This is a genomic window from Niallia nealsonii (genome assembly GCF_002835805.1).
GTDB lineage: Bacteria > Bacillota > Bacilli > Bacillales > Cytobacillaceae > Niallia > Niallia nealsonii.
In genome coordinates, this window is sequence record NZ_PISE01000022.1 from 1 (window position 1) to 21,036 (window position 21,036).

At 34.8% G+C, this 21,036-nt stretch carries 14 protein-coding genes; 11 read left to right on the plus strand and 3 right to left on the minus strand.

The genetic code is table 11. The features are described from left to right. Positions 1-203: 203 nt before the first annotated feature. Positions 204-1,814 (plus strand): gamma-glutamyltransferase, encoded by a 1,611-nt coding sequence (gene ggt / locus CWS01_RS10800; RefSeq protein WP_101177212.1) that lies wholly within the window; start codon positions 204-206, stop codon positions 1,812-1,814. Between the two features lie 54 nt (positions 1,815-1,868). Here ggt and CWS01_RS10805 read toward each other — a convergent pair whose 3' ends face one another. Then, entirely contained in the window at positions 1,869-4,079 is a 2,211-nt protein-coding gene (locus CWS01_RS10805; protein WP_101177213.1) for an MMPL family transporter, read from the minus strand. A gap of 342 nt (positions 4,080-4,421) precedes the next feature. Next, positions 4,422-5,045 carry a TetR/AcrR family transcriptional regulator gene (locus CWS01_RS10810; RefSeq protein ID WP_101177214.1) on the minus strand — a complete coding sequence of 208 codons (624 nt, stop codon included), beginning with the start codon at positions 5,043-5,045 and terminating at the stop codon, positions 4,422-4,424. 397 nt (positions 5,046-5,442) lie between these two features. Between CWS01_RS10810 and adhE the strand changes: the two genes are divergently transcribed. Then, positions 5,443-8,049, plus strand: a complete 2,607-nt coding sequence (gene adhE / locus CWS01_RS10815) for a bifunctional acetaldehyde-CoA/alcohol dehydrogenase (RefSeq protein WP_101177215.1) — start codon at positions 5,443-5,445, stop codon at positions 8,047-8,049. Positions 8,050-8,381: 332 nt separating this feature from the next. Here the strand turns inward: adhE and CWS01_RS10820 are convergent, their stop codons facing one another. Continuing rightward, entirely contained in the window at positions 8,382-9,404 is a 1,023-nt protein-coding gene (locus tag CWS01_RS10820; RefSeq protein ID WP_101177216.1) for an HD-GYP domain-containing protein, read from the minus strand. Between the two features lie 564 nt (positions 9,405-9,968). Between CWS01_RS10820 and CWS01_RS10825 the strand changes: the two genes are divergently transcribed. The 9 genes from CWS01_RS10825 (at position 9,969) to lgt (ending at position 21,033) form a co-directional block, all read left to right on the plus strand. After that, positions 9,969-10,820: an STAS domain-containing protein gene (locus CWS01_RS10825; RefSeq protein WP_101177217.1), complete on the plus strand. Its 852-nt coding sequence runs from the start codon at positions 9,969-9,971 to the stop codon at positions 10,818-10,820. A gap of 29 nt (positions 10,821-10,849) precedes the next feature. After that, positions 10,850-11,080: a CsbA family protein gene (locus CWS01_RS10830; RefSeq protein WP_101177218.1), complete on the plus strand. Its 231-nt coding sequence runs from the start codon at positions 10,850-10,852 to the stop codon at positions 11,078-11,080. Between the two features lie 679 nt (positions 11,081-11,759). Next, positions 11,760-13,739 carry an excinuclease ABC subunit UvrB gene (gene uvrB / locus CWS01_RS10840; RefSeq protein WP_101177220.1) on the plus strand — a complete coding sequence of 660 codons (1,980 nt, stop codon included), beginning with the start codon at positions 11,760-11,762 and terminating at the stop codon, positions 13,737-13,739. A gap of 4 nt (positions 13,740-13,743) precedes the next feature. Next, on the plus strand, positions 13,744-16,611 hold the full coding sequence (gene uvrA / locus CWS01_RS10845) for an excinuclease ABC subunit UvrA (protein WP_101177221.1): 2,868 nt from the start codon (positions 13,744-13,746) through the stop codon (positions 16,609-16,611). A gap of 474 nt (positions 16,612-17,085) precedes the next feature. Then, the gene (locus CWS01_RS10850) at positions 17,086-18,195 is read left to right on the plus strand and encodes a DUF4097 family beta strand repeat-containing protein (RefSeq protein ID WP_101177222.1); all 1,110 of its coding nucleotides are present in this window, start codon (positions 17,086-17,088) and stop codon (positions 18,193-18,195) included. Positions 18,196-18,211: 16 nt separating this feature from the next. After that, positions 18,212-18,400 (plus strand): PspC domain-containing protein, encoded by a 189-nt coding sequence (locus tag CWS01_RS10855; protein ID WP_101177223.1) that lies wholly within the window; start codon positions 18,212-18,214, stop codon positions 18,398-18,400. A 5-nt stretch (positions 18,401-18,405) separates the two neighbouring features. After that, a complete protein-coding gene (locus CWS01_RS10860; protein ID WP_101177224.1) occupies positions 18,406-18,762 on the plus strand; it encodes a phage holin family protein in 357 nt (118 codons plus the stop codon). Between the two features lie 478 nt (positions 18,763-19,240). Further along, entirely contained in the window at positions 19,241-20,170 is a 930-nt protein-coding gene (gene hprK, locus CWS01_RS10865; protein WP_101177225.1) for an HPr(Ser) kinase/phosphatase, read from the plus strand. A 59-nt stretch (positions 20,171-20,229) separates the two neighbouring features. Next, positions 20,230-21,033 carry a prolipoprotein diacylglyceryl transferase gene (lgt, locus tag CWS01_RS10870; RefSeq protein WP_101177226.1) on the plus strand — a complete coding sequence of 268 codons (804 nt, stop codon included), beginning with the start codon at positions 20,230-20,232 and terminating at the stop codon, positions 21,031-21,033. The last annotated feature ends 3 nt before the right edge of the window (positions 21,034-21,036 follow it).

Here is a 21,036-nt window from a genome sequence, read left to right on the forward strand (position 1 = left end):
TGGTTAAAACAGGTTGATTGGAGTGAAAGGTGCGAGACTCCTGTGGGATTAGCGGGACAGGTGAGATCCCGCAGGGCGCAGCCTGAGGATGCTCACCACCCGCCCCACGGAAAGCGAGCATCCCTTCACTGCAATCACCCTACGCCTTTAAAAATAACAAAGTTTACGAAAACAGCCTTTTCTAAAAAGAGAGGAGTTTATAGATGAATGATTACTTTTTAACCTATCCGTATCCATCCAAGCGAGTATGTTCTATTGCAAAAAAAGGCATGGTTGCGACAAGTCAGCCTCTTGCCGCACAAGCTGGAATGGAAATATTAAAAATGGGAGGCAATGCTGTTGATGCAGCGATTGCAACTGCAGCTTGTTTAACAGTGGTAGAACCTTCTTCGAACGGAATTGGCGGCGATGCATTTGCCCTTGTATGGATGAATAACTCTCTTTATGGTTTAAATGCAAGTGGTACTGCTCCAATGGAAACAACCGTTGATTATGTAAAATCAGAAGGCTATGATTCCATTCCTGAAAGAGGATTTATTCCTGTAACCGTTCCAGGTGCTCCTAGTGCATGGGCAGCTCTTTCTAAGCGATTTGGAAAGCTAAGTTTAAAAGAAGTGCTAAAGCCAGCGATTAACTATGCTAGAGAAGGATTTCCTCTTTCGCCAACTGGAGGAAGAAACTGGCGAAATGGAGTAAATAAATTAAAGGAAATGCTAAAAGGCGAAGAATATGGAGCATTTTTCGATACATTTGCTCCAAATGGGAAAATTCCGAAAATTGGGGAGATATGGAAGTCTGAAAATTTTGCAACCACTTTAGAAAGTATTGCCGAGACGAATGCAGAATCTTTTTATAGAGGAGAACTTGCTGATAAAATTGATGCATTTTCTAAAAAATATGGCGGGAAAATTCGAAAAGAAGATTTAGCGAATTTTTATCCAGAATGGGTTACACCGATTTCTACTCATTATAAAGGCTATGATATTTGGGAAATCCCTCCTAATGGTCAAGGGATTGTCGTATTAATGGCTTTAAATATGTTAAAAGCATATAAGTTTCATGAAAAAGAGCAAATCCATACATATCATACACAGTTAGAAGCAATGAAATTAGCTTTCACTGATGGAAAAGCGTTTGTTACAGAAGCAGAAGATATGCGAGTGAAAGTGGATGAGCTTTTATCAGAAGAATATGCGAATGAGCGGAAAAAGCTAATTACAGATATAGCAAGGCCTCCAAAAGCTGGAAAACCGGAGCATAGTGGAACAGTCTATATGGCAACAGCTGATGAGGAAGGCAATATGGTTTCCTTTATCCAAAGTAATTATCGTGATTTTGGATCAGGCTTAGTTGTGCCGGAAACAGGAATTCTTCTGCAGAATAGAGGGCATAATTTCTCTCTTGATCCAGAACATGTTAATTGTTTAAAACCAGGAAAAAGAACCTATCATACAATTATTCCTGGATTTATCACAAAAGGGAACACACCGATTGGACCTTTTGGTGTTATTGGAGCATTTATGCAGCCACAAGGACAAGTGCAAGTACTAATGAACATGATTGAATTTGGCTTAAATCCGCAAGCTGCCATTGATGCACCTCGCTGGCAATGGTTTGGAGATAATCGAATTATGCTTGAAACAAATGTCCCTCGCCATATTATAGAAGGATTAGGAAGAAAAGGACATGAAATAAGCATGTCTATTGATTCAAATGAATTTGGCAGAGCTCAGATTATTTGGCGAGATCCAGATACAGGAGTTTATTATGGAGGCACAGAATCGCGGACAGATGGCAGTGTAGCTGTTTGGTAACATTATTTTTTATATAAAAAAGGGAGATGCCATTTTGCGAGCATCTCCCTTTTTTTAGCTATTTTCCTGTTTTTCTATTAATGTGATTTGTTTTTTTGCAGGCCAAAAGGCTTTTTTTCCTAATATTGCTGTAATGCTTGGTACCAAAAACGGCCGGACTACAAATGTATCAAGCAAAACGCCAATAGCTGTAATTGTTCCAAAATGGACGAGTATTTGAATAGGCAATGTTGTTAATACCATAAAGGTTGCTGCTAAAATAATCCCTGCGGACGTAATAACACTGCCTGATTCTGAAACTCCTTCTTTAATGGCTTGAAGCAAAGGCACTTCTTTGCTCTTTTTCCAAATGCTTGAGATCATAAAAATATTGTAATCTTCTCCTAAGGCAACAATAAATACAAACGCGTAAAGGGGAATTAGCCCTTGTATCGCATCTACATGAAAGAAATAATGTAGAATTGCCCATCCTATTCCAAGTGCACTAAAGTAAGATAAAAGCACAGTAGCAATTAAATAGACAGTAGCTGTGATAGAGCGCAGGTAAATAAATAGTAAAACAGCAATCATACTAATTACAACAGGAATAATAATACCAGCATCGTCTGTAGTTATATTTTTTGTATCGAGCTGTTCCGCGGTGATGCCGCCAATCCAAACTTTTTCCTTGCTGTTTTGTATACCGCTATCTTCTAAAGACTTCACAACTGCTTTTTCTAACAATGGCAGTTCTTCCATTGCCTTATTAGAATATGGATTTGTATTTAACTCTACTGTATATTTTTGAAGATTTTTATCATTCTTCGCTGGCTCACTATCTGAAACAGTAGAAACAAAAGCGAGTTGTTCTAGTTCTTCTTTTACATTTATTTCTTCTCCATCTGTCTGTATAATAACTTGAACAGGTGCAAGTTCTCCTGCTGTAAAATGTTCTTCAATTAATGTGAAGCCTTCACGAGAAGGCATATCTTTTGGAAAAGATGATAACGTATCATAGGTATATTCTATTTTGGTAGAATATAGTGCGAATACGGATAAAAATAACAAGGTAACAATAGTCACTTTCCAAGGGTGTTTCGTCACTAATGTTCCAATAAAGTTTCCGAATCTCTTGTTCGTTTTTTTGGTTTTTTTATTTCGTTTTTGCTGCATCTCTTCTGTGCGTGGAATAAACGGATAAAAAGAAATTCTTCCTAGTATGCTTAGTAGTGCTGGAACAAGAGTCAGGCTTGCAATCATCATAATCAGAATAGCGATACTAAAAGGAACTGCAAACCGCTGAATGGAACCATATTTGGCTAACAATAAAACGAAAAGAGAAACAACAACTGTCAAACCGCTCATCGCGATTGCTCCAGAAGCACGAGATAGAGACTTTTGCATAGCAATACGGCTATCTGATTCAATGGTCAATAAAGAACGATACTTCGCAATTAAAAATAGACAGTAGTCTGTGCCGGCTCCGAATAAAAGGACCGTCATAATGGAGATGCCTTGGGAATCAAATACAATCCAATCAGCTTTGCCTAAAGCACCAAGAATGGGACTGATTACACCATATGCGATTGCTACTCCAATCAATGGAATAAGTGCAAGAATAGGAGAACGATAGATAACAAGCAAACAAATTAAAACAATGGCAACTGTTGCAAACAATAAGGAAAGATCTCCTTGACTAAATAATGCTGTTGCATCAATGGATATGCCAACAGGACCTGTTATACGTGCATGAAGAACATCGTCTTTATTTAAATTTGTATCAAACGGATCGGAAGAAAAAATATCTTTGCTTGCTTTTTTTAGTTCCTGGATGCCTGTTTCTAATTCAGCTGTTTCTGTTTGTTTATCAAAAAGGACTGGAAAGACAAATGAAGTTCCATCTTTTGAAATATTTTTTAATAAAGCTTGGGTAGGCAGCTGATGGATAGGCATAATACTTTGTTGGTGAGCAACAGGATTTTTGGAAATTTCTGCTGCTAATTGCTGAAAGTTTGCTAAATCTTTTTCTGTTATGCCATCTTTTCTATAAAAAGTAATTAATGCTGGTGTACCTTGCTCATTTGGAAACTCTTTTTCAGCAATTTTTGCAGCTTCTTGTGAAGGAGCATCTGCTGATAGGTTTTTCGCCATTTCATTTTTTTGCTCACTTGCTTGCGGTAAAAAAATGCTTAAAAGAGCAACAAGGCAAATCCAGCTAACGATGGTTATCCATCTCCCTTTGGCACTTGCTACAAAGGTGAAATAATTAGAAATGATTTTTTTCATGTTTTATTCTCCTTATTATTATTATTATTTATCACGCATTAACGGGCTTTTGACCCCTACCTCAAGATGAGAAGAGAAAACGAGAAACCTAGTGGGTAGAAACTTGCCCGTAAAAGCCGGATTCGTTCAACTAACAATCAGTGAAGGCTGAAGAAAACCGCCACTGATTGAAGTTTCACTTTATCCCATATTAATTGGGAAGGAAAGCACCTATTTAAGTGAAACATACGTTAACCATTTCTTTCAGCTTATCAAATGATAAGCTGAAAGAAAAAGGATTGCACGCCATGTAAATAAAAATGGGATGACATGCAATGATTCTATTAGAATGATTAATAAAACTTACTTAATGCCGGATAAAAAGATATGTACAATTAAGCGAGCTTTATTATTTATATAGATTTGTTGTTCTAAGACAGACATCTTTTTTAAATAATCAGGTTGAATAGCTGATTTTATAATACTTAATAGAAGAAGAGAAATTTCATGACTTGTTGTATGAATTTTTTCCAAGGCAGCAATTTCACCTTTAGCTATAGCCTCATCCAGCATATTAATAATAGGAAGAAGAAATCCTTTTTTCCATTTTTCTTCTATGTTTTTTTGAATTTCTAAAGGCATTTCATGCTGAAGATCGTGAAACATTTGCATCAAGTCCACTTGATAATTCTGCATAAAATAACAGGTAACCCCATATAACCGTTCCTTAATTTCTGTATGTTTTTTCTTAATAGCAAAAAGAGCAGCTTCTATTTGATCAATGGCATCAATCAGGACTTCTATATATATTTCTTGTTTATTTTTAAAATGATGATAGAGAGCAGGTTGAGTGATGCCGCAAGTTTGCGCTATTTTTCTCGTGCTGACGGCTCTATAGCCCAGTTCCATAAATAAGGAATAAGCGACTTGGATAATAAGTTTAGGCGTATCAAGTTCTGGAGATTGTTTTCCTGATAATGAATCCATTAATAGTATGCTTCCTTTCTTACGTGTGCTTATCACTTGATAAGTATAAGGGGATTAGGAAAAAAAAGCAATTGTGACTGAATTGTGAAAAAGTTTGTGAATAGTTGAACAATTTTATTTGAAACTATTGATGGTTGTTATAAAACAGTTTATTATAAGGGTGTAAAGAAAAACAAAGATAAATTTGGATTTTAAGTAAAAATTATCCAATATTCTTTAGCTATCACTTGATTGAAATTCATCTATTTTATCATTCGAGATTTATAAAAGGATGTGGTCATTCTAGATAATCAAAATTAGCTGCTGAATAAGTAGTTTTTCTTTAAAGTAATTTTGTGAAAGATTTCACAAAAAAGTTTTGGAAAAAGATTCTCTAATAAAGTGGAGGGATTTAAAGATGTCTGTTGTAGAAAAGGATGTAAAAGCAAAAAAAGATGTGAATGCAATAATTGATGAAATAGCTGCTAAAGGAAAAAAAGCTTTGGAAGAGTTTTATGATTTAAATCAAGAACAAGTTGATAATATTGTTAAAGAAATGGCGTTAGCCGGTTTAAATAAGCATATGTACTTAGCAAAGCTTGCTGTTGAAGAAACAGGAAGAGGCGTTTATGAAGATAAGATTATCAAAAATATCTTCTCTACGGAGTATATCTACCATAATGTTAAATATGACCGTACAGTTGGTGTTATAAATGATGATGAGGTAAACGGCATTGTAGAAATAGCTGATCCAGTGGGGGTTATTGCAGGTGTTACACCGGTTACAAATCCAACATCAACAACGATGTTCAAAGCAATTATTGCCATTAAAACAAGAAATCCAATTGTATTTGCATTTCATCCATCTGCACAAAAATGCAGCAGTGAAGCAGCAAGGATTTTGCGAGATGCAGCAATCAAAGCTGGAGCACCTGAAAATTGCATTCAGTGGGTAGAACAGCCATCTATTGAAACAACACAAGCCTTGATGAACCATCCTGGAATTGCTTTAATTCTAGCTACTGGCGGTCCTGGAATGGTAAAATCCGCTTACAGCTGCGGCAAGCCAGCGCTTGGTGTGGGAGCAGGAAATGTTCCTTGCTATATTGAAAAAACGGCGAAATTAAAAAGAGCAGTAAACGATCTAATTCTTTCTAAAACATTTGATAATGGAATGATTTGTGCATCTGAACAAGCAGTTATCATCGATAAAGAAATTTATGATGAAGTGAAAGATCAACTTCAGCGCAATAATTGCTATTTCTTAAATGAAGAAGAGAAAAAGAAAGTTGAAAGTCTGGTAATCAATGAAAATACTTGTGCAGTAAATCCGAATATTGTAGGGAAATCAGCATATTTTATTGCAAATTTGGCAGGAGTAAAAGTTCCAGAGGATACAAAAATCTTAATAGCAGAATTAGAAGGGGTTGGACCGCAATATCCACTTTCTAGAGAAAAATTAAGTCCAGTACTTGCCTGCTATAAAGTACATTCAACAGAAGAAGGAATTAAATGTGCAGAAGAAATGCTTGAGTTTGGCGGATTAGGACACTCTGCTGTTATTCATTCTGAAAATGAAGAGGTAACAAAAGAATTTGCCCTGCGAATGAAAGCATGCCGCATCATTAATAATGCTCCGTCTTCTCAAGGGGCAATTGGCGATATTTATAATGCGTTTATGCCATCCTTAACACTTGGCTGTGGATCATATGGAAGAAACTCTGTATCTACAAATGTTACAGACATACATTTATTGAATGTAAAAAAACTGGCTAAAAGGAATAATAATATGCAATGGTTTAAAGTACCACCAAAAATTTATTTCGAAAAAAATTCTGTGCAATATTTACAAAAAATGAAAGATATTTCTCGTGTATTCATCGTAACAGATCCATATATGGTGCAATTTGGGTATGTGGATAAATTATTATACCATTTAAGAAAAAGAGAAAACTTAGTTCAAGTAGAAGTATTCTCTGATGTAGAGCCGGATCCATCATTAGATACAGTTGTTAAAGGAACAGAAATGATGGCTAAGTTCAAACCAGACTGCATCATTGCACTTGGCGGCGGTTCTCCAATGGATGCTGCAAAAGGCATGTGGCTGTTCTATGAGCATCCAGATGAAGATTTCTTCGGATTAAAACAAAAATTCCTAGATATAAGAAAAAGAGTCTATAAATATCCTAGCTTAGGGGGCAATGCAAAATTTGTTGCTATTCCAACTACTTCTGGAACAGGATCTGAAGTGACTTCATTTGCAGTTATTACAGATAAAGAACAAAATGTAAAATACCCATTAGCTGATTATGAATTAACGCCAGATGTAGCGATTATTGATCCGCAGTTTGTTATGACAGTTCCACCAGTAGTTACAGCTGATACTGGTATGGATGTATTGACACATGCGGTGGAAGCATATGTATCCAATATGGCCAATGACTATACAGATGCACTTGCAGTAAAAGCAGTTCAGTTAATATTTGAATATTTGCCAAGAGCGTATAGAAATGGTGCAATAGATGAGGAAGCGCGTGAAAAAGTGCATAATGCTTCTACGATTGCAGGGATGGCATTTGCAAATGCATTTTTAGGCATTAATCATAGTTTAGCACATAAATTGGGAGCAGAATTCCATATTGCTCATGGGCGCTCCAATGCAATATTAATGCCTCATGTTATTCGCTATAATGCAGAAAAACCAAAAAAATTCACTGCATTCCCGAAATACGAATATTTTAAAGCAGATGAACGTTATGCTGAATTGGCAAGAATTTTAGGATTGCCTGCAAATACAGTGGAACAAGGGGTAGAAAGCTTTATCCGTGCTGTCATTCGTCTTGGCAAAGAATTAAATATTCCGATGAGCATTGAAGCAAATGGCGTAAATGCAAAAGATTTTGAAGCAAAAGTAGATTACTTGGCAGACCGTGCATTTGAAGATCAATGTACGACAGCAAATCCTAAATTGCCATTGGTTTCTGAACTGGCAGATATTTATCGCAAAGCATTTAAAGGCGTATAAATAGAAGTATATGGTTAACGTTAGTTACTCTTACTGCTTTACACGCATTAACGGGTTTTTGACCCCCACTGATTGAAGTTTCACATTATCTGGCATTAACGGGCAGTAGAACCCCCACCTCAAGATGGTGAGAAGAAACGAGAAATCTAGGTGGGGAATAACTGCCCGTAAAGGCCCGATTGGTTCAACTAACAATCACTGAGGGATGGAGAACCCCCCAAGAATTGAAGTTTCACTTTATTTGGTTTGAAGCGAATAAAGCAGTATGTTGATATTGCTATACATGAAAAAAAACGAGGAATGATATCCTCGTTTTTTTTGTATATATTCTATTAGGCTGAACCAGATATTTTGATTGGGGAAGCCAGTCGTAAATCGAGATATTCATTTTCTACTCGGACTATTGGCAGATGGGGATCATTTTGATGAATAAAGATAATTTCAGCAATTTTATTGTTTGTTAATTTCACTTTTTTAAATAGTTGTTTATTCATGATAAATTGAGCAAAAGGAATAACAATGGCGGGGTTTAAAATATTGCTTTGCGCGCTATTAATTAACTCATTTATCACTTCGTAATATGATTTCTTTTGTGTATAACTATTTGTACACATGCTATTAAATGTATCTGCAATCGTAATAATTTGTATAAGAATAGGAATATCTTTTTCTGTACGTTTATTCGGATAACCTTTTCCATTGATTGTTTCATGATGTAATAGAGCGGTTCTTGACACTAAAATATCTAACTGAGTGATGGAAAACAGCAAGCTTTTTCCAATAAAAGTATGTTGTTGAATTTCTTTATATTCGGTTTGAGTTAAACGTTCTTCTTTTTGCAGAATGTCAGGATTGACTGCTAACATGCCAACGTCATGGAATAAGCCCATTTGTCCTAGTAAATGACATTCTTTTTTTGAAAGTCCGAGTATCTTGCCAATGATTGCTGAAATAATTCCGACATTGATGCTATGCTGATAAATATAATTGGAGGAATCAATATCTTGATGGATGATATCTAAGATAGAAAGATCCTTTAAAGATAATTCTAGTACTTGAGCAAAATGGGCCAGTAATTCTTCTATTCCATCTTCCTTTTTTTGTAGTATGTTACAGAATACCTCTTTTACTTCCATTAATAAAGAGGTATATGATTTATTAATGGAAACTGGGCTTTTTTTTATTAATGAAACAGCAAAAGCGGGTTCGACATGATGTTTTTGTAGTAGTTCAATATGAGTAGCGTTTATTTTTATGCCCTTTTTAAGTAATAAAAGATCGTCTATGGAATTGGAAAAAATATCTTCTGTTAACTCATTTCCAATGATATCTAGTAAAATATTTTTATCTCCCATATAAACGTCTCCCTAATAAAGAATTTTTTTGAAAATAAAAACAAATGTTTATAGTGAATTTTACCTTATAAAGATAAATGATAAAACCTACTATATTACTAGTAGACATCGGTCATTTATCCTAATTTTACAAGGGGGAATGATTAGCAGACAGAGTAACTTCTGATGAATGAAGCTGCTCTTTAGTTTGTTTTAGTCTATATGATGGAAGCATATTAAAAGCTTTTTTTGCAGCGGCTAAATAATGGTGAGAATCATCCTCTTATATATGCTGGCCTATACTAGATATCTGACTTGTTAGAAAAAAAATACAACTATATAATAGAGTAAAAAACTGTCTAAAAGAAATATTCGGTAATTTAATGGAGGAAAACAGGCTTAAATCCTATGTTATTTAGGGGCTTTGTTAAAAAAAATTAATAAAAAGAAACATAGCATACAGCAGGATAAATACATATTTGCATCGGAATCTTCTTTGATAACTTCCTTTTTTTACTGAATGCTAAAAAAAGAAGGTGCTTTCTGCTTGTCAAATGTGCAGTAGTTTATCTAGGGGGAGAATTTATGATAGAGTGTAGAAAAGATTTATATACATATTTAAAAAATCATATTAATGATATGACGGAGGATTGGCTAAAAACAATAGAAAATAGTCCCTCAACTTATTATACTTCGAATACTTCTACTGCAGCTTTCGCAAAATTAAAAGAAAGTCATCGCATTTTAATTGAAAATGTTTTAACGGTATTTATAGAAGAAAAAGATATGTATACACAAAATTTAAACGATTGGGCTGTAGTCATTGCTGAAAAAAGATCAAAGGATTTAGTGCCGATTCTAGAGTCTATTCAGCAATTAAATCAGGTTAAATTAATATTGATTTCTTATATTCGAAATTTTGCTGAAAGTAATCCTAACAAATTAACAGTGCCGATTGTATTCAACTGGATTGGTTTAACAAATTTTGCATTTGAATTATTTACTAATATTTTTATTGAACACTATGATAAGTTTAAGCAGCAGCAATTGTCTGTTCAACAAGAAATAATTAATGATCTGAGCAACCCCGTTATACCAATCTCTGAGGGCATCGGTGTAATGCCATTAATCGGTATACTTGATATGCAAAGAACACATTTTATTATAGAGACAACTTTAGAGCAATGTTCAGAGAAAAAGATTAATCATTTATTTATTGATTTATCAGGAGTGCCTATTATTGATATGGTGGTGGCAAATCAGCTTTATCAGGTTATTTATACATTAAAATTAATTGGTGTTAAAGCTCATTTTTCAGGTATAAGACCGAAAGTTGCTCAAACTGCTATTCAATTAGGAATAGATTTTAGCAAAGTTTCAACTTTTAATAATTTGGCAAGTGCTTTATCTTCATTAGGATTGCCGTCGTTAAAATAATGATAACGTAACAAAGAGGTGTGTCTTTTGTGATTAAATATTTATCGGCCCTTTTTTTTCCTGGACTTTTAGTTTTATTATTTACAAGAGTGACATACAATCGGGTAATTGCCCTCATTTTAACAGTAGCTTTGATTGCCGCTTCTGTTTATAAAGGGTATACAGATTCTTTTTTGCTAATTGTGATAGATTCCTTTTCTTTGACTGTTGGTTTTTGGTATAGCAAGTGGCTAAAGGATCGCCGAGAGTCCCGCATATAACTTTGTTAGCGAAATGTGCTCTAGTTAACCCGCAAGTGACCCATTGTTTGGAAACTATTTGGGAGTTCTACATTAATTGAATAAGATTTAACAGTAAGAATAACTGATAAGGATAGCAGACTATCTATTTTGTAAAAGAAGGAGCTGTAATTCGAATCTTTGTTATTCTTTTTCTTTTATTTAGGCTATTTTCTAAAAGATGGTTGTTTTTCGGCTCATTTTTATGAGTAAATCCATGGATAAAACAGGTGGATTGGAGGGAAAGGTGCGAGACTCCTGTGGAATTAGCGGGACAGGTGAGATCCCGCATACGCAGCCTGAGGATGCTCACCGCCCGCCCCACGGAAAGCGAGCATCCCTTCACTGCAATCAACCGACTCCTTTAAAAGCAATAAAGTTTACGAAAATAGCTTCTTTAAAACAAAAAAACGAATGTTCGTTCGTATTTTTCTGGTTTGAAATAGCGTGTTTGTGGTAGAATGTTAATATATTGAGAAAAAATAGAAGATCAATTTTTACATATAGTATAGAAAAGAAATGATCAAAAAGTGCAGCCAGCCAAACATCGGAAATGAGTTCCTTATAAAAATGGCTTATTTAAAAAAGTAGTTAATTGTTATTTTACGTAATAAAAAGGAAATAATCCTGCTTGTACAAGGATTAATTGGGAGGATTTTAGGTGAATCAGGAGTTTGATTTAGTTTCTAAGTATACCCCTCAAGGTGATCAACCAGCGGCTATAAAAGAATTGGTCGAGGGGATAAAATCAGGAAAAAAAATACAGACATTGCTGGGAGCAACAGGTACAGGGAAAACTTTTACAGTGAGTAATGTGATTAAAGAAGTGAAAAAGCCAACTTTAATTATCGCACATAATAAAACGCTGGCTGGACAGTTATACAGCGAATTTAAAGATTTTTTTCCAAATAATGCTGTTGAATATTTTGTTAGTTATTATGACTACTATCAACCAGAGGCATATGTCCCACAAACAGATACATTTATTGAAAAAGATGCAAGTATCAATGATGAAATCGATAAATTAAGGCATTCGGCTACTTCTTCTCTTTTTGAACGAGAAGACGTTATTATTGTGGCAAGTGTATCCTGCATTTACGGATTAGGATCACCAGAAGAATATAGGGAAATGGTTGTTTCTCTTAGAAAGGGTATGGAAATAGAGAGAAATCAGCTTCTTCGCAAGTTGGTGGACATTCAATATAACCGCAACGATATCGATTTTAAAAGGGGAACTTTTCGAGTTAGAGGAGATGTTGTGGAGATTTTTCCAGCTTCACGTGATGAGCATTGCGTACGGATTGAGTTTTTTGGTGATGAAATTGACCGAATTAGAGAAGTGGATGCTTTAACTGGGGAAATCCTCGGAGAAAGAAATCATATTGCCATTTTTCCAGCTTCCCACTTCGTTACAAGAGAAGAAAAAATGCGATTGGCAATTGAAAATATTGAAGAAGAACTAGAAGAACAATTAGAAAAGTTAAGAGAAGATAATAAATTATTAGAAGCACAGAGATTAGAACAGCGTTGCCGCTATGATCTAGAAATGATGCGGGAAATGGGATTTTGCTCCGGTATTGAAAACTATTCTAGACATTTAACATTACGTCCGTCAGGTTCTACACCATATACGCTATTAGATTATTTTCCAGAAGATTTTCTTATCGTAATTGATGAATCACATGTTACCCTTCCACAAATTAGAGGAATGTACAACGGGGACCAAGCAAGGAAAAATGTATTAGTAGAACATGGATTCCGTTTGCCTTCCGCTTTAGATAATCGTCCACTGACTTTTAATGAATTTGAAAAACATATCAATAAAATGATCTGTGTATCTGCAACGCCTGGACCTTATGAATTAGAGCATACACCTGAAATGGTAGAGCAGATTATTCGTCCAACAGGCCTGCTTGATCCAACTATTGATATTCGACCAATTGAGGGGCAAATAGACGACTTGATTGGAGAGATTCAGGAAAGAACGAAACGGAATGAAAGAGTTCTTATTACTACGTTGACGAAGAAAATGTCAGAGGATTTAACCGATTATTTAAAGGAGATTGGGATAAAGGTTCAATATTTGCATTCAGAAATAAAAACATTAGAGCGTATTGAAATTATTAGAGAATTGCGTATGGGAAAATACGATGTGCTTGTCGGCATCAATTTATTACGAGAAGGATTGGATATTCCAGAGGTTGCCTTAGTAACTATTCTAGATGCGGATAAAGAGGGATTCTTACGGTCTGATCGGTCTCTTATCCAAACTATTGGACGGGCTGCAAGGAATGAAAACGGACATGTAATTATGTACGCAGATAAAATAACAAAATCTATGGAGCTCGCTATATCAGAAACAAAACGGCGGAGACAAATACAGGAAGAATACAATCAAAAACATGGCATTATCCCACAAACGATTCAAAAAGAAATTAGAGAAACTATTCGCGCTACAAAAGCAGCTGAGTCTCCTGAAGAATATCAAACTTCTGTAAAATTAGAGAAGCTAACGAAAAAAGAAAAAGAATCAATGATAGTGCAAATGGAGGCAGAGATGAAAGAAGCAGCAAAAGCGCTGAATTTCGAAAGAGCTGCAGAGCTGCGTGATTTACTTTTAGAATTAAAAGCAGAGGGATGAAAATATGGCAAAAGATAAAATAATAGTGAAAGGTGCAAGAGCACATAATCTAAAAAATATTGATATTACAATTCCAAGAGATAAGTTGGTCGTTATAACTGGTTTATCTGGTTCAGGAAAATCGTCCCTAGCTTTTGATACTATTTATGCAGAAGGCCAAAGAAGATATGTGGAATCATTATCTGCATATGCTCGTCAGTTTTTAGGGCAAATGGATAAGCCGGATGTTGATTCTATTGAAGGGCTTTCTCCGGCCATTTCTATTGACCAAAAAACAACAAGCAGAAATCCACGATCAACAGTTGGAACTGTAACTGAGATTTACGATTATTTGCGTCTCTTGTTTGCACGAGTTGGCAGACCGACATGTCCAGACCACGGAATAGAAATCAGTTCTCAAACGATTGAACAAATGGTAGATCGAATTTTGGAATATCCCGAAAAAACTCGACTGCAAATTTTGGCACCTATTATTTCAGGAAGAAAAGGCACCCATATAAAAGTGCTCGAGGATATAAAAAAACAAGGATATGTTCGGGTCCGTATTGATGGAGACATGTTTGAAATTGGGGAAGAAATTTCCTTAGAAAAGAATAAAAAGCATAATATCGAAGTAGTTATAGATAGGCTTGTTGTAAAAGAGGGGATTGCTGCAAGGCTGGCTGATTCTTTAGAATCTGCTTTGCGATTTGGGGAAGGAAAAGTGATTATTGATGTGATCGGACAGGAAGAGCTTCTGTTTAGCGAGCATCATGCCTGTCCAATTTGCGGCTTTTCTATAGGAGAATTAGAGCCAAGATTATTTTCCTTTAACAGTCCTTTTGGGGCATGTCCTGATTGTGATGGATTAGGAACCAAACTGGAAGTAGATATTGATTTAGTTATTCCCAATCCTCATTTAACCTTAAAAGAAAATGCGATTGCGCCATGGGAATCAATCAGTTCACAATATTACCCACAATTATTGGAAAGTGTGTGCAATCATTATGGAATTGATATGAATATTCCTGTTAAAGAGTTGCCAAAAAATCTTTTGGATAAAATTCTATATGGATCTGGAAAAGAAAAAATACATTTTCGTTATGAAAATGATTTTGGACTGTTGAGGGAGAATGATATTCAATTTGAGGGCGTCTTAAAAAATGTAGAAAGACGCTATAAAGAAACAAGCTCAGATTATATTCGGGAACAAATGGAAAAATATATGGCCACTCAGCATTGTCCAACATGTAAGGGATATCGCTTAAAACGAGAAGCGCTAGCAGTACTTGTAAATGGATTGCATATTGGAAAAATAACCGAAAAATCAATTGTAGAAGTGAATGATTTATTTAAGAGCCTTACTTTAACAGAAAAAGAACAGCAAATTGCTAATCTTATTCTAAAAGAAATAACAGAGCGAATAGGCTTTTTAATAAATGTTGGCTTGGATTATCTAACATTAAGCAGAGCGGCAGGAACTCTTTCCGGCGGTGAAGCGCAAAGAATCAGATTAGCGACGCAAATTGGTTCTCGTTTAACAGGTGTTTTGTACATATTAGACGAGCCTTCTATTGGATTACATCAGAGGGATAATGATAAATTAATTGAAACATTAAAACATATGAGAGATATTGGCAATACTCTGATTGTGGTCGAACATGATGAAGATACAATGATGGAAGCAGACTATCTAATTGATGTTGGTCCAGGAGCAGGAGTTCATGGGGGACAGATTATTTCGACAGGAACGCCGAAACAAGTGATGCGAGATAAAAAGTCGATAACAGGGCAATATTTATCTGGAAAAAAATTCATTCCTCTTCCTTTAGAAAGAAAACAAAGTGATGGCAGATTTATAGAAATCATTGGTGCAAACGAAAATAATCTAAAAAATGTTGATGTAGAGCTTCCATTAGGTTTATTTATAGCTGTAACTGGTGTCTCTGGATCTGGAAAGAGTACGTTAATTAATGAAATTCTTCATAAATCTTTAGCCCAACGGTTAAATCGTGCAAAAGCAAAACCGGGAGAGCATAAAGAAATTAAAGGCATTGAATATTTGGAAAAAGTCATTGATATCGATCAGTCTCCGATAGGGAGAACTCCAAGATCCAATCCTGCAACATACACGGGCGTTTTTGATGATATTCGTGATGTATTTGCGACAACAAATGAAGCAAAAGTGCGAGGTTATAAAAAGGGCAGATTCAGCTTTAATGTGAAAGGCGGAAGATGTGAGGCATGCAGAGGAGATGGCATTATAAAAATTGAAATGCACTTTCTTCCGGATGTTTATGTTCCATGTGAAGTTTGCCATGGGAAACGATATAATAGGGAAACACTAGAAGTTCAATATAAAGGCAAAAATATTTCCGATGTATTAGAAATGACAGTGGAAGATGGGGTATCTTTTTTCGAAAATATACCGAAAATCCATCGTAAGCTGCAAACAATTGTAGATGTTGGATTAGGATATATAAAACTTGGCCAACCTGCAACTACTCTTTCTGGTGGAGAAGCGCAGAGGGTAAAGCTTGCTTCTGAATTACATCGCCGGTCCACAGGAAAATCTTTTTATATTTTAGATGAACCAACAACAGGCCTTCATGTTGATGACATATCCAGGCTTTTAATTGTATTGCAGCGTCTGGTGGAAAATGGCGATACCGTATTAGTAATTGAACATAATTTAGATGTGATAAAAGCAGCAGATTATATTATTGATTTAGGTCCTGAAGGCGGAGATAAAGGTGGGACAATATTAGGATTTGGTACACCTGAAGAAATAGCCGAATTAGAAGGGTCCTACACGGGCAAATATTTAAAGCCTATTTTAGAGCGAGACCGACTTCGAATGCAGCAGCAAATAGAGGAGCTGGAAAAGGTATAAATGACAACTGCAAAACATTTTATTCGAGCTGGTAACTAGAGAGTGGATGATTTTTAAGAAATGCATTTATGCATTTCTTTTTTTTAAAAACTAATTCTTAAAGAAGGAAGGAAAACATAAACTAAATACGAAGCATGTTGACTGATGGCCATCAGGATAAACATTCTCTTCATAGAGATTTGCATTTGGAATGAAACTTTGTTAGAACTGATTCGTATGTAAAGAAAGAAAAAAAGCAGCCTGCAAAAAAATATCTTTTCTCACAAGTACTTTTGCTTTTGCCAATTTTCTTTCTGGTTATGATGATAATAAATACTATGAAAAATATACTGATTATAGGATGTATTAGTTTGATTATTTGTTTGCATGCAGATGTTTTTAGTTGAGACTTTATAAAAGAAAGATAGTTGTTGATAGAAAGGCAAGTGGCATGTTTCGTCAGTTTTTTTATGAACAGAACGGGGGCTAAACAAAATGGCAGATGAGAAAAAAAGAATTTTAAAGTTAGTAGAGAGCGGGAAATTATCAGTTGATGAAGCAATTGCTTTAATGGAAATGGCGGATAATGAGGAAAGCAAAAAAGAAAAAGATATATGGCAAGGGGATTTTGAAGAATCTAAATTCCAAGAAAAGAAAAAAGAAACGGCTTCTTCTTTTAATTTTCAAACTGCAAAGGGAAAAATTTTTGACTTTGTTGACTCGACTATTAAAAAAGTAAAAGAAGTAGATTTAGATTTAAATTTCGGTCATTATGAAGAAGTTTTTCATATCTTTCAATATACAGATATTATTCCAGAAACGATCGATATTGATATTCCCAATGGAGATGTGGAGCTTATTCCTTGGGAAAACCAAGAAATCCGCATAGAATGTAAGGCAAAAGTTTATCGTGTTGATTCATTAGAAGATGCAAAACGGGTATTCTTAAAAGAAGTAGATGTGACTGCAGATAAAGAAAGACTAGAAGTAAAAGTGCATCATAAATGGATGAAGCTGCAAACAACTATCTATGTACCAACAGAAGAATATAAAGTAACTAAGATACGCCTTTTTAATGGCCCGATAAAAAGCAATAATCTCCATTCCGATCAGATATATGCAAAAACAGCAAATGGAAAAATTCATTTAACAGCCATTCAATCAAAAAAACTGGAAGTAGATGCAGCAAATGGAAGTATAGAGGTGGAAAAAAGCAGTGCAACTGCTATGGATGCAGAAACGATTAATGGAGCTGTACATGTAGATGGCTATTTTGAAAGAGTAGATTTGCAATCATTTAATGGAGATATAATCTGCACCAACCATTCGGAGGATTGTGAATATATCGAATTAAAAGGAACTACAGGAAATATGGATGTAAATGTTATGGAAAATCTGGCGATAAATGGGAATTTGAAAACGAATTTTGGTGGATTTAATGTAGAGTTAGAGGGTATACAAATAATAGAAGAAAAAAAGGATGTGCTTCAAAAAACACTGCAATTTCAATCGATTCAATCGAAGGAAAAGCGCACGTCCATTGATGCAAATACAAAAACCGGAACAATCAAAATAAAAAAAATTGGGAATCAAGAGGTAAGTTAGAAGGAGAGAATAAAAGATGAAAGAAATAAAACGATCAAAAGGCAATAGAAAACTAGCAGGGGTGATAGGGGGATTAGCAGAAAGATTTAATATAAATGCTAATCTGTTGCGGGTGATTTTTATTATTGGAATCATTTCAACTGGATTTTTTCCATTAGCAATCATATACCTTTTGTTAGTATATATATTGCCAAATGAGGTGTAAGACAAATGCGTTGGATTGTAAGTATTGTTATAAACGCTATATTTTTTATTGCATTAGCTGGTCTATTTCGTGATTCCTTTTATTTATCAGGGATAGGTGCTGCACTAGGTGCAAGCATTATCCTATCCTTGTTAAATGTAATTGTTAAGCCAATATTAGTACTATTGACATTGCCTGTAACAATACTTTCTTTAGGTTTATTTTTATTTATCATTAATGCTGTTACATTATCCCTAACTGCTCAATTAATGGGAGATAGTTTTGAAATTTCTAGTTTTGGAATGAGTATATTTTTTAGTATTCTCTTATCTTTATTTAATCTTATTATTCAAAATACAATATTGGGAAGAAAAAAAGCATAGTTGTCTGTTTATCACTTATTTTTATACATAATAGGGAATAAAGGGGTATCCAATAAGTCAATTTGGCTATTGGATGCCTTTTTTATATTCAAGAATGCTGATATATCAATGGTCTAGACTTTAAAATTGGGTTGATTTCTCAAAGTTTTTAAAAAGTGAGAGAAAAAAAGGTGTAGCAGCCTGAATACACTTCGCTTAACAGAAAGCGAAGTATATTCAGGCTGCGTTTTTAAGAGCAACAATCTATACGAAAACAGCCTGCAATTTTAATGAATCAGTTCTTTGAAAAAAGCTCACTTTTCGTTTTGTTTTCATGAATGAGGTTTTATCTAAGAAACTTATCTAGGTTTAGGTTATTTTCGACATGGAATCTAGCATAAATTTAGCGAATAATGCTAAAATAAAGTGAATGTTTAAAGAAACTAAAAAATGGTGTATGGTGATAAACAGCAATGAACCTTTTGAAGGAGGAGCTCCAGTGGCGAAAGTATTGATAAAAGAAGTGATGAAAGAATTTGATTTAGAATTAATAAGTGGTGAAGAAGGAATAAATAGACCAATTACGGTAAGTGATATATCCCGTCCTGGTTTAGAAATGGCTGGTTACTTTGATTATTATCCAGCAGAACGTATTCAATTATTAGGGAAAACAGAATTAACATTTGCAAATAAACTAAGTGATGAAGAAAAAATATTTAGGCTAGGAAGGCTTTGCAGTGATATTACTCCAGGAATTATTATCACAAGAAATAAAGAAGTGCCTGCAGAATTAATAGAAGCTTCGGAACAAAATTCTGTGCCAATTATGCGCTCTAAACAAAAAACATCATTATTTTCTAGCCGTTTGACTAATTTTCTAGAAAAAAAACTTGCTCCGACAACAGCTGTTCATGGAGTGCTTGTTGATATATATGGTGTTGGAGTATTAATTACAGGGAAAAGTGGAGTAGGGAAAAGTGAAACAGCGTTAGAGTTAGTAAAGCGTGGACATCGTTTAGTAGCAGATGATTGTGTAGAAATCCGCCAAGAAGATGAAAATACAATCGTTGGAAGTTCACCAGAGCTGATAGAGCATTTATTAGAGATTCGTGGACTAGGCATTATTAATGTAATGACATTATTTGGGGCAGGTGCTGTCAGAAGCTATAAAAAAATATCCATGGTAATGTCTTTAGAACTTTGGGAGCAAAATAAACAATATGATCGTTTAGGTTTAGATGAAGAAAAAATGAAAATTATCGATACCGATGTTACTAAAATAACCATTCCAGTTCGACCAGGACGAAATTTAGCCGTTATTATTGAAGTAGCTGCTATGAATTTCCGTTTAAAAAGAATGGGTGTAAATGCAGCAGAGCAATTTACAAGTAAGTTGGCCAATGTTATTTCGGATGATAATGGCAAATAGTTAAAGTTTATAAACTTTTACAGGTAAAGGGATGAGAGACAATTAAAGGAGGAAAGAAATTGGGAGAAATTCAACCAATAGATCCTATTGCTTTTTCTTTAGGTGGACTTGATGTCAGATGGTATGGAATTATTATTGGAACAGGATTAGTTTTAGCTCTTATATTAGCTATTAGAGAAGGAAATAGAAGAGGTTTGAACAATGATGACTTTCCTGATTTAATGCTTTGGGCTATTCCTATCGCAATTATCTCTGCAAGAATTTATTATGTGATTTTTGAATGGGAGTATTATAGCAATCATCTAAGCGATATTCCGAAAATATGGCATGGAGGCATAGCCATACATGGAGCGTTGATTGGATCTGTTATTACTACCTACATATTTACGAAGAAAAAAAATATTTCCTTTTGGAAGATGGCAGATATAGCTGCACCAAGCATTATACTGGGACAAGCAATAGGCCGATGGGGAAACTTTATGAATCAGGAAGCACATGGTAGAGAAGTGAGCCGAGCTTTTCTGGAAAATTTGCATTTGCCTGAGTTTATTATTAATCAAATGTATATTGACGGTGTTTATTATCATCCAACCTTTTTATATGAGTCCCTCTGGAATCTATTAGGATTTGTTTTATTGTTGTTGCTTCGTAAAGTAAACTTGCGATCTGGGGAAATCTTTTTATCTTATGTTGCCTGGTATTCTATTGGAAGATTTTTTATTGAGGGAATGAGAACAGACAGCCTAATGATTGGGGATTTAAGAATGGCGCAATTAATATCTCTCGGATTGATAGTATTTGCTGTGATTGCCATTTTTTATAGAAGAAAAACAAGCCTTGCCAATAAGCGCTACTTAGACTAACCA

What these genes read in the sequence shown, in the direction of transcription:
- CWS01_RS10855 (WP_101177223.1), top strand. Translation starts at nt 18,212, where the DNA reads ATGAAAGAAATAAAACGATCAAAAGGCAATAGAAAACTAGCAGGGGTG.
- CWS01_RS10810 (WP_101177214.1), bottom strand. Translation starts at nt 5,045, where the DNA reads ATGGATTCATTATCAGGAAAACAATCTCCAGAACTTGATACGCCTAAA.
- CWS01_RS10805 (WP_101177213.1), bottom strand. Translation starts at nt 4,079, where the DNA reads ATGAAAAAAATCATTTCTAATTATTTCACCTTTGTAGCAAGTGCCAAA.
- CWS01_RS10820 (WP_101177216.1), bottom strand. Translation starts at nt 9,404, where the DNA reads ATGGGAGATAAAAATATTTTACTAGATATCATTGGAAATGAGTTAACA.
- adhE (WP_101177215.1), top strand. Translation starts at nt 5,443, where the DNA reads ATGTCTGTTGTAGAAAAGGATGTAAAAGCAAAAAAAGATGTGAATGCA.
- ggt (WP_101177212.1), top strand. Translation starts at nt 204, where the DNA reads ATGAATGATTACTTTTTAACCTATCCGTATCCATCCAAGCGAGTATGT.
- CWS01_RS10825 (WP_101177217.1), top strand. Translation starts at nt 9,969, where the DNA reads ATGATAGAGTGTAGAAAAGATTTATATACATATTTAAAAAATCATATT.
- CWS01_RS10860 (WP_101177224.1), top strand. Translation starts at nt 18,406, where the DNA reads ATGCGTTGGATTGTAAGTATTGTTATAAACGCTATATTTTTTATTGCA.
- CWS01_RS10850 (WP_101177222.1), top strand. Translation starts at nt 17,086, where the DNA reads ATGGCAGATGAGAAAAAAAGAATTTTAAAGTTAGTAGAGAGCGGGAAA.
- uvrA (WP_101177221.1), top strand. Translation starts at nt 13,744, where the DNA reads ATGGCAAAAGATAAAATAATAGTGAAAGGTGCAAGAGCACATAATCTA.